Here is a 9,114-nt window from a genome sequence, read left to right as displayed (position 1 = left end):
GCTTCGGCCGCCGGCGCCTGCCCGGCCACCAGCGCCAGCGCGCCCAGGGGCGCGGCCTTCAGGAAGTGGCGGCGGGCCGGCGACGGCTCGTCGGCCGGCTTGGCGGCATCGTGCCGGGCTTGGGGGAATTGGTAGCGCATGGGGTGTCCTTTACTGCAGCGGGGCTGCGTCGTGGCCGTCGTCGACGGCAAAGGCGTCGGCCTCGATGGCCAGGAAGGCGGCGACAAAGCCGGCCACGACGCGGTAGAAGTTGGCGCCGGGCGCGCCGGCGATATCGGCCAGGCAGCGCTCATACCACGGTTCGATATGCGTTTCAAAGAACTGCTGCTGGCGCGCCAGCGGCTGGCGCGGGCGCCCTGCTCCACCGGCGACGAGCATGCGCATGGTTTCGCACAGCGCGCCCAGGTGGTCCTCGAACTCGCCCACGCCGGCGGCGCGCGCCAGGCCCAGGGCCGCCAGGTCGTCGCGCAGGCGCGCCAGCGGCGTGTCGTTCAGGAAGCCGGACAGGTACAGTGAACCATAGGGATTGACGGGCGGCGTGCCCATGGCGATGAACAGGGCGGAGAATTCCTCGGCGGCCGCTTGCGCGTCGATGACGCCGGCGGCGAGCACCAGTTTTTCCCACGCGTTTTCCAGCGGACGCTCGTCCTGCGTGCCCAGGATCGGGTCGGCCGCCGCGAGCGCTACCAGCAGGTCCCCGTCGGGCGGCGCCAGCAGCAGGCGCGCCGCCAGGGCGTACAGATCGGCCCGGGCCTGGTCCTCCGGAGAGACATGCAAACTGATCGAGACGGCGGCAGGCTCCGCGCCAGCGGCATGGGGAACAAACTCGGGTACGGGCTGGGCCTGCACAGGGACGACTCCTGTTAACTAAATCACAGGGAAATTGTATGTCCAGCATGCAAGCGACGTCGCACGGTTGGCGAAGATCGGGAAGAAAAAGGATAGGGCAGGATGGTAAAGCCGCTGCCGCGCCGCGGCATTGACGCTTGAGCACGTGTCAACATCGGGGTCAGGCACGTCTCTCGACACGAGCTCGACCGTGTAAACGAACCCGGCCGCTGACGCGCGAAGCGCCAGCGGCCGGCATGACAGCAGGTATCGGTGCGTACCGGCGGCGGGACGAAGGTCCCCACCACCACCCGCCGCCGGGTACGCGCCGGAGAAACTTACGCCGCGCGGCGGCGGCGGGCGATGACGCCCATCGCGGCCAGGCCCAGGCCCATCATGGCAAAGCTCGACGGTTCCGGTACCGGCGACACGGCCATGGCCGTCACGACGGTCTGCGAGCCGGCGGCGGCATAGCTGGTGAACTTGTAGTCGTTGACGATGGCGGTCGATTCGTTCGTGGCGGCCAGCAGCATCGTCTTCGCTTCGGCGATCACGGCCTTGGCGGCCGTGGAGTTACCGAGCGGTGCCATGGCCAGGTTGCCCGAGGTCAGGTTGCCGTTATCGTTGTTCAGTTCCCACAGGGCCAGCTGGAAGCCCAGGGCCTTGACGGCGTTGTCGCCCGTCAGCACGCCCGACGACGTCGCGAACGACGAGTAATACAGCGAATACAGGCGCTTGACGCTGGTGCCGAAGCCCGTGAACAGCGAGCCCGTGTAGTTGAGGTTGTCGGTGTGCATGCCGACGGTCGGCTCGATGCAGAAGGCCAGCAGGCTGCTGTCGTCGGCCACGTTCCACACGGGCACGCTGCGCGCTTCGGTGTTGGTGATGTCGAAATTGGCGTTTTTCTTCGTCAGCACGCCCTGCGAGGCAACGGAGCTGACGACGACGCCGGCGTGGGCGGCACCGGCCAGGGTCAGGGAGGCGGCGGCAACGGCGATGGACTTGGCGATCAGGGAAGCGATTGTTTTCATGGTTTTGTCTTTTCTTTGTTTATAGAGTGAAGTCATGCGCCGCCGGCGGGGCTGGCGGCAATACCTTGGCAATGTGTCGATCAGGCGACGTACACGATGTCGCTCTGGCCGATCAGCTCGGCCATGTTCGGCGCGGTCACGCCGGCCGCCGCCGCATCGGCCGCGGCGACGTTGAAGTACACGTCCGTCATGTCGACCGTGTTGCCGTCGATCACGGCGCTGCTGCGCTCCAGGTGCAGGTTGCCGTTGGCGTCGAGGAAAGGCAGTTCGTCGAAGGCCACCTTCAGCGACGTCAGGCCGGCCTGGGCCAGCGAGACCAGCTCGCCCGCATCGGTCTTGCCGTCGCTGTTCGCGTCCTGCCACAGCGTCAGCAGGTCGAACTGCGCGTCCAGTGCGCTGACAATGCCGTCGCCGTTGCTGTCGAAGCTGGCCAGCTTGGCAAAACCGCTGCCCTTGGCGTTGCCGCCGAACAGTTCGGCGACGCTGTCGATACTGCCATTGCCGTTGGCGTCGATGGCCAGGAAGGCGTCGCCGCCGGACAGCCAGCCGGACTGGATCGCCGTGCCGGTGCCGAGCAGGTCGAAGCTGCCGTGGAAATCGGCGCGGGCGATGGTGTGGATGCCGTTGCCGTCCAGGTCGATCGCGATCGGCGTGATGGCCGCATCCCAGCTCATGTCGTTCTCGCCCGAGCCGAGGAAGGTCGTGTCGGTGCGGGTCAGACCCACCTTGCTGATGCCGTCGCCATTGACGTCGGAGTCGATCAGGTCGTTGCTGCCCGTGTTCTTGACGCCCCACTTCCAGTCGTTCATCGCATAGGTCTTGCCGGCCTTGTCGGTGAACAGCACATTGCTCTTGTCGAACTTCAGGTAGTAGCTGCCCGGATCGATATTGCCGAAGCCGTAGTTGCCGGTGGCACTCGTGACGGTGCTGGCCACGAGCGTGCCGGTGGCGGCGTCGTACAGGGCCACCTTGATCTTGCCGATGCCTTCTTCGCCGCTGTCCTGCACGCCGTTATGGTTGACATCGCGCCACACCTTGTCGCCGATGCTGGCCTTGCGGTACAGGCCCGCGTCGACGCTGGTGTCGTGCTCGCCGGCCGACAGCGAAATGGTGCCGCTGCCGATCACGGTGCCGGTGCCGGTGAAGTCCGAATCGGCGCCGTCGTTGCCGACGTTGGCCTTGGTCGCGTAGTAGCCGGTCGGCTTGGTCAATTCGACGCTGTAGTTGCCCGCTTGCAGGTTGGCGAACTTGTAGCTGCCATCGGCCGCCGTGACGGTGGTGGCCTTCAGGTTGTGGGCCGCGTCGTACAGGCGCACGGTGACGCCGCACAGGCCTGCTTCGCCGCTGTCCTGCACGCCGTCGAAGTCCGTGTCTTCCCACACGCGGTTGCCGATGCTGCCGGCGGCCGTGATGCCTGCGTCCACGCTCGTGTTGACTTCGCCCGACACCAGCGTGACCTTCTGCGAGATGCCGTCGCTGCCGATATCGGAGTCGCGCGCGTCGTCGCCGCCGGCGTCGCGCTGGGTGATGATGTAGCCCGACGGCAGGACCGACTTGTCGAACGCGACGCTGTAGGTGCCGGGCTTCAGGCCGTTGAACATGTACAGGCCGCCGTTGTCCGTGGTGGTGGTGGCGATCGCCTTCCCGGTCGCATCGAGCAGGCTGACCTTGACGCCGCCGATACCGCTGTCGCCGCTGTCCTGGATGCCGTCGCCGTCGCAGTCGAAGAACACCTTGTTGCCCAGCGACGCAGTCTTGTACAGGCCCGCATCGATATTATTGTTCGTGCTGCCGGCGGCGACGGTGAACTGGTCGGTCTGCCCGGCCGCGTTGATGTCGCTGTCCGTGTTGAAGTTGCCGCCCGCGTCCTTGGCGGTGGCGACATAGCCGCCTGGTGCCTGCACGGCCACGCTGTAGGTGCCGGCCGCGGCCTTGAAGCCGTAGGTACCGCTGGCGTCGGTCGTGGTGGTGGCGACGACGCTGCCGTTGGCTCCCTTCAGTTGCACGGTGACACCGGCAATGCCGGCCTCGCCGCTGTCCTGCACGCCGTTGGCGTTCTTGTCCAGCCAGACCTTGTCGCCGATGGTGGCGCGGTTGTCGACCAGGCCCGCTTCCAGCACGGCATGGCCACCCGAGGCCAGGGTGACCTGGCCCGTGCTGCCGTCGGCAGCGGCGTCGGAATCCTTGCCGGACGCCGTGAAGGACAGGCCCGTCGGCAAGGTGGCCTTGTCGAACTGGACGCTGTAGTTGCCCGGCTTCAGGCTGGTGAACTGGTAGCTGCCGTTGGCATCCGTGACGGCCGTGCCGACCTGCTTGCCGCCCGCGTCGAGCAGGACCACGCGCACATTGGCGACGGCCGTTTCGCCCGCATCGCGCACGCCGTCGCGGTCGCTATCGTTCCACACCTTGCTCGTCAGGCTGGCGTTGCGGTACAGGCCGGCGTCGGCCGTGTTGTTGACGTCGCCCTGCGTCAAGGTGATGGCGCCGGTGCTGCCGTTGGCGTTGAAATCGCTGTCGACGGCGTCGTCGCTGCCCTGGTCCTGCGCGCTGGCGGCATAGCCGGCGGGCTGTTGCAGCTGCACCGTGTAGGTACCGGCCGCAACGTTGAAGAAATACTGGCCGTCGGCGTTGGTGCTGGTGGTCTTGACGACATTGCCCGTGCTGTCCTTCAGTTCGACGGTGACGCCGGCAATGCCCTGCTCGCCCGCATCCTGCACGCCGTTGGCATTGCTGTCTTCCCATACGGTGTCGCCCAGCTGGGCCAGCGGCGCATTGCCGCCCGTCGTGTCGGCCGGCACCTTGAAGCTCAGGTAGTTCGGCGCGACGCTGGTGTCCTGCGCGCCGGGACCGACCGTGCCGCCGTTGTCGACCACGTGGAAGCCCATCTCGACCAGGCCGCTGGCGCCCGCGCCCGGCTGGAACGTCAGCGCGCCGGCGTTCATCTGGGCAACGCTTACTTCGGTGCCCACGGCAACAGCCGTACCGTCCAGCAGGATCGTGCCGGTGGCCGGCAGCGACGTGATGACGACGGACTTGAAGGCATCGCCTTCGACGGGATCGGTGAAGCCGAAGGCGTCCTGGCCCAGCACGACCGGGTCGTGGTTCGGCAGGTCATAGAATTTGTCGGCGCCGAACGGGGCGTCGTTGACGGGGTCGACGATCACCTGCAGGGTCAGGGTGACGATGTCGCCGCCGTTCTGTTCGACGATGAATTCGTAGGTCGTGAATTCGCCGTTGTAGTGCTGCTGCCAGCTGCCGGGACGGACGTACAGCGTCTCGCTGTCGACCAGGCCGAACAGTGGCGTATTGCCTTCGGCGTATTCGCCGTCGGGCTGCACGGTGACGAACTCCGTAATCGTCAGGCCCTTCGTGCTCGTGTAGCCGGCCTGTGCCAGCAAGTCGCGCAGCGCCAGGGTGTTATCGGTGTCTTCAAAGACGTGGACGGTGCTGACCAGTGAAGTATCGCTCATGCGTGTTCAATCCCCGGCAGAAATGCCGGCTTTCTAATGGGTAAGTTGGAAAGGACAGGATGACCGGCGAGGGTTTGGCCAGCAGTTTTATTATTAACTTTTATATCCTGATGGACATCATTGTTGCAGAACTTACAAAGGAAAGATAGATGGTTTGAGGAATTTTTGTTGATTATTTGCGAAGACGACTTTCCTATAATTCAGCTTTGTGATGGCGGTCACCAATATCCGATTGGAAACGCCGATTTCCGTGCCGCAGTACGCAGTCGAGGGAGTGCATTGCCTTTTGGCAACGTCTTAAATCGGCAACATTCTGGGTGGAATCAGGTGGCCGTGGCCGGCTTTCGTGTGTCGCCGAGGACGACCCGGTTGCGCCCGGAGCGCTTGGCCGCGTACAGGGCAGCGTCGGCCGCGGACAGCATGGCCTCGACGGAGGTGCCGGGATGGGTCCAGCAACCCACGCCGATGCTGACCGTGGACTGCAAGGTGGCGCCATCGCCCACCGTGACCGGATGCGCGGCGAAGGCATCGCAGATGCGCTGGGCAATGGCGCGGGCGTCGTCCACGCTGCAACCGGGCAGCAGCACGGCGAACTCCTCGCCGCCAAGTCGCCCCAGCAGGTCGCCGCCGCGCAGGCAGCCTTCGGCCAGCTGCGCGAAGCTGACGAGGACGGCGTCACCGGCGGCGTGGCCGTGGGTGTCGTTGACTTTCTTGAAGAAATCGATGTCCATCATCAGCACGGCCAGTGGACGGCGCACCACCGCGGGCGTGGCCAGCAGCTCTTCGGCATGGGTCATGAAGCCGCCTCGGTTCAACACATGGGTCATGGGGTCGTGCGATGCGGCATGCTTCAGGCGCGACAGCAGTTCGTTGCGCGCCACCATCACGCTGGCGACCGTCAACGGCGCCAGCGCCGTCAATGTCACGCCCACGCGGAGCGACATGATGGCCTGCTGGCTGTCGAAATTGGCGCCGATGACCAGGGTGCCGCTGGAAATGGCCAGCAAGGTCCACATGGAGAAGAACAAGGTGATGCCGGCCGTGGCAAACAGGCTGTAGGTCAGCGCGCACCACAGCATGGCGGGGATCGGATAGGGAATCACGCCCGGGCCGCCCAGTTGCGTGCCCAGCCACAGGCTGCCGGCAAAGGCGGCCAGCGGCGCGACCTGCTCGATGCGCCATTCCGGCCAGTCGCTGCGCCGCTTGTGCCCGGCCAGGCGGCGCGACAGATCCGGCATCGTCAGCATCACGGGCAGGATGGCGATGTAGTTGACCAGTTCCGTCGTAAACCAGAAGGCGAAACCATAGGCCGGCGTGCCGCCGAACAGCACGGGGTGGATGAAGATGCCGCAAATGCCCGCCGCCGCGCCGCCGCTGGCCACCACCAGCACGAAGCGCAGCATCGAACGGGGGTGGCGCAAGGCCCGGTAGTCATCGCTCATGCGCGAGAGCAGCAGGTAGCAGGTAACGACGCCCATCAGGTTGGTACAGGTCAGCATGGCGCTCTTGGGCCAGCCATGCGCCATCACCAGGTCGGCCACCATGTAGCCGGTGGCCGCGGCCAGCCAGTGCGCCAGCCCGGGCGGGTGGCGGCGCCTTAGCAACAGCCCGACCAGCACGGCATTGGTGGGCCAGAACGCGGCCAGCACGCCGGGGGGTGCCGTGTAGATGCCGAAGATGGAACACACGAACACGATCACGCCCACCAGCAGCGCGTCCTTCACGTCGATGCCGCCGGCCGACTGTGCGTCGACGGCGGTTTTGCTGCTGCCCATACTTTGCCTCCACCCGGTCGGTGCATTGTGCGGGTGTAGTTTGGATGAGTCAATTAGATTGCTGTAGGGTAATCAATAATGCGACAGAAGCTTGTCGGTACGGCATCAACGTATCGGCGGGCTGTTGCCGCCCATTGACTACCTCCCATGGCCGCGCTGCATCGACCGAAATGAAAAAAGTTCAGCGCACACTTAACTAGGAGGGTGGCCAAGAGTAGTTGAAGGGGCATCGGCCGGTTTCCGCGGGAATGGTGTCTTATGGCGTGGTGCATGCCGCGCAAGAGCTTCACTTGGTCGGTTGGCTGGAGGAAGTAATGTTTGCTATTCATAGCATCGGCTCACGGTGCGGAGCGACTGGTGCCAGTTGAGAAGCGGCGGCCGGTTCTCAATGGAGTGAGAACGCGCGCCCTCGGCGCGCCAGGCTGGCGTGGGGCGCCAGCAGATGGGCGATTCGGAGAGCCCCGCGCTGGCAGGAGCGGGTCTTCGAATCCCACCCTCTTCCGTCCGGCAAAATAGAAAAAGCCTCCCGCAGGGGAGGCTTGGCCAACGAAGTCGTGCGTTCTATAGGGAGCCGGCCATATGCTTTCTGTGGGGAGCCGGCGCTCGTTTAAACAGAGTGACGAAGCGCGCCCTCGGCGCGCCGGGCTGGCGCGGAGCGCCAGCAAACAGGCGATTCGGAGAGCCCCGCGCTGGCAGGCGCGGGGCTTCGAATCCCACGCGGAATGCCCGCAGGGGCTTTCCTCCTCTGCGCCAGGCAAAAAAAATCGCCCCGGAGGGCGATTTTCTTTTGCTGTTCTGGCGGAGAGGGTGGGATTCGGTCACGTCCCGCGACCCCGCTCGGACTGGTAGGCCCGAGCTTTCGAATCCCACCTCTTCCGTCCGGCAAAATAAAAAAGCCTCCCGAAGGGGAGGCTTTTTTATTTGTTCTGGCAGAGAGGGTGGGATTCGGTCACGTCCCGCGACCCCGCTCGGGCTGGTAGGCCTGAGCTTTCGAATCCCACGCGGAAAGCCCGCAGGGGCTTTCCTCCTCTGCGCCAGCAAAAAAAATCGCCCCAGAGGGCGATTTTCTTTTGCTGTTCTGGCGGAGAGGGTGGGATTCGAACCCACGGATGGGTTGCCCCATCGCTTGATTTCGAGTCAAGTACATTCGACCACTCTGCCACCTCTCCTGGTGTTGCCACAGAGCGCCTAGCGGTGCCCTGCATTCTTGTGTTGAGCAGAGTTTGTTGCAACACAAGAGGCACGATTCTATAGCAACATTGGTTGGGCGTCAAATCTCGGCAGTGGGTTTGGGGACGATGGGAGGGATCGCTGCCTAGGAATTAGGTCTGTTGGCGGGTTTGGTTTGCTTTTGTGGCGCTGGGCTTCGATTGGTAACCGCCGGAGAAGCTGTTGGCGTCTGGCCGCTTGTCGCTTGGCGACTCGCTCTTTTGATGTTGGCTAGGTTTTACGTTGCTGGCTTCGGTCCGCTTGTCGCTTCGCGCCTCGCTCTTTTGATGTTGGCTGGGTTTTACGTTGCTGGCTTCGGTTCGCTTGTCGCTTCGCGCCTTGCTCTTTTGATGTTGGCTGGGTTTTACGTTGCTGGCTTCGGTCCGCTTGTCGCTTCGCGCCTCGCTCCTCGTTGGCTGAAATGGGAGCCAGCGGCCCCTGCCCGCTTGTCGCTTTGCGACTCGCTGCTTTTAAACATAGTCAGGGAATTGAACGCCAAGCGCGGAGCGCTTGGCGGGGCCGCGCCCTTGGCGCGACAGATGGGCGATTCGGAGAGCCCCGCGCTGGTAAGCGCAGGTCTTCGAATCCCACGCGGAAAGCCCGCAGGGGCTTTCCTCCTCTCCGCCAGGCAAAAAAAAATCGCCCCGAGGGGCGATTTTCTTTTGCTGTTCTGGCGGAGAGGGTGGGATTCGAACCCACGGATGGGTTGCCCCATCGCTTGATTTCGAGTCAAGTACATTCGACCACTCTGCCACCTCTCCTTTCTCACATTGCTGCGAGAAGGCAAGATTATAGCAGCCC

4 protein-coding genes and 2 tRNA genes are annotated in these 9,114 nt (G+C 64.5%); all 6 read right to left on the bottom strand.

What is annotated here, in order from left to right:
• Window positions 1-150: 150 nt before the first annotated feature.
• The 6 genes from GM672_RS13735 to GM672_RS13710 all read right to left on the bottom strand — a co-directional run bounded on the left by GM672_RS13735 (window position 151) and on the right by GM672_RS13710 (window position 9,074).
• Complete coding sequence (locus tag GM672_RS13735) at window positions 151-849, bottom strand: TorD/DmsD family molecular chaperone (protein ID WP_229427708.1); 699 nt, start codon at window positions 847-849, stop codon at window positions 151-153.
• A gap of 317 nt (window positions 850-1,166) precedes the next feature.
• Window positions 1,167-1,859, bottom strand: coding sequence for a PEP-CTERM sorting domain-containing protein (locus GM672_RS13730; protein ID WP_170300060.1), 693 nt, complete (start codon window positions 1,857-1,859; stop codon window positions 1,167-1,169).
• A gap of 80 nt (window positions 1,860-1,939) precedes the next feature.
• Window positions 1,940-5,329: an SdrD B-like domain-containing protein gene (locus tag GM672_RS13725; RefSeq protein ID WP_155471098.1), complete on the bottom strand. Its 3,390-nt coding sequence runs from the start codon at window positions 5,327-5,329 to the stop codon at window positions 1,940-1,942.
• 323 nt (window positions 5,330-5,652) lie between these two features.
• Window positions 5,653-7,104: a GGDEF domain-containing protein gene (locus GM672_RS13720; RefSeq protein ID WP_155471097.1), complete on the bottom strand. Its 1,452-nt coding sequence runs from the start codon at window positions 7,102-7,104 to the stop codon at window positions 5,653-5,655.
• A gap of 1,079 nt (window positions 7,105-8,183) precedes the next feature.
• A tRNA-Ser gene (locus GM672_RS13715) sits at window positions 8,184-8,273 on the bottom strand.
• A 711-nt stretch (window positions 8,274-8,984) separates the two neighbouring features.
• A tRNA-Ser gene (locus tag GM672_RS13710) sits at window positions 8,985-9,074 on the bottom strand.
• Between the last annotated feature and the right edge of the window lie 40 nt (window positions 9,075-9,114).

It is taken from the genome of Pseudoduganella buxea (assembly GCF_009720835.1).
Lineage (GTDB): Bacteria > Pseudomonadota > Gammaproteobacteria > Burkholderiales > Burkholderiaceae_D > Rugamonas > Rugamonas buxea.
The sequence above is the reverse complement of the archived record's forward strand: the minus strand, read 5'-3'. Positions and strand labels throughout refer to the sequence as shown.

Bases quoted from the DNA above. Each gene is read 5' to 3' on its own strand.
- GM672_RS13730 (WP_170300060.1), bottom strand. From the start codon at position 1,859: ATGAAAACAATCGCTTCCCTGATCGCCAAGTCCATCGCCGTTGCCGCC.
- GM672_RS13725 (WP_155471098.1), bottom strand. From the start codon at position 5,329: ATGAGCGATACTTCACTGGTCAGCACCGTCCACGTCTTTGAAGACACC.
- GM672_RS13720 (WP_155471097.1), bottom strand. From the start codon at position 7,104: ATGGGCAGCAGCAAAACCGCCGTCGACGCACAGTCGGCCGGCGGCATC.